General features: G+C 78.9%; 1 protein-coding gene. It reads left to right on the top strand.

Annotated elements, in window-relative coordinates:
• Positions 1 to 474, top strand: a 474-nt coding sequence (locus tag BKE38_RS32725; protein ID WP_165694340.1) for a hypothetical protein, incomplete at both ends; no start/stop codon positions are given.

Genomic DNA, 474 nt, shown 5'->3' with positions numbered 1-474 from the left:
CGGCACGGCTGAGGGCGCCGCCCTGGCCCCGACCGGCGCCGAGCCGACCCGCCCCGCCGGCGACACCCTCTGGCTGCTGGGGGAAGGTGCCGCCCCGCCGCCCTTCGCCCTGCCGGTGGAGAGCGTCGACCCCGACCGCGCCCTGGTGCTGAACCTGGCGGCCGGCGAGACGGCGCGCCTCGCCTCGCCGCCCAACCGCTTCTGGATCGCCGAGGGCGGCGCCCCCGTCGCCCTGCAGGCCGGGCTGGGCATGGGCCTGTCGGCCACATCCTCCGTGGCCATGTCGGACGGCAAGCCGCTGGATCTGCAGGTCCTTGACGGCGCCGCGGCGCGGCTGTCGCTGCGCGGCATCGACCTGCCGGCCGTCGCCGCGGAACCCTTCACGGCGAGCGGGCTGAGCCTGTCCCCCGGCACCGCCCGCCGCATCACCCTGCCGCCGGGGTCCAAGCGGCTGCGGGCCGAGCTCGGCGCCGG

The sequence above is a fragment of the Teichococcus deserti genome (genome assembly GCF_001982615.1).
GTDB classification, from domain to species: Bacteria; Pseudomonadota; Alphaproteobacteria; order Acetobacterales; family Acetobacteraceae; genus Pseudoroseomonas; species Pseudoroseomonas deserti.
Note: the sequence above shows the minus strand (reverse complement) of the source record. Positions and strands in the feature narration are given on the sequence as shown.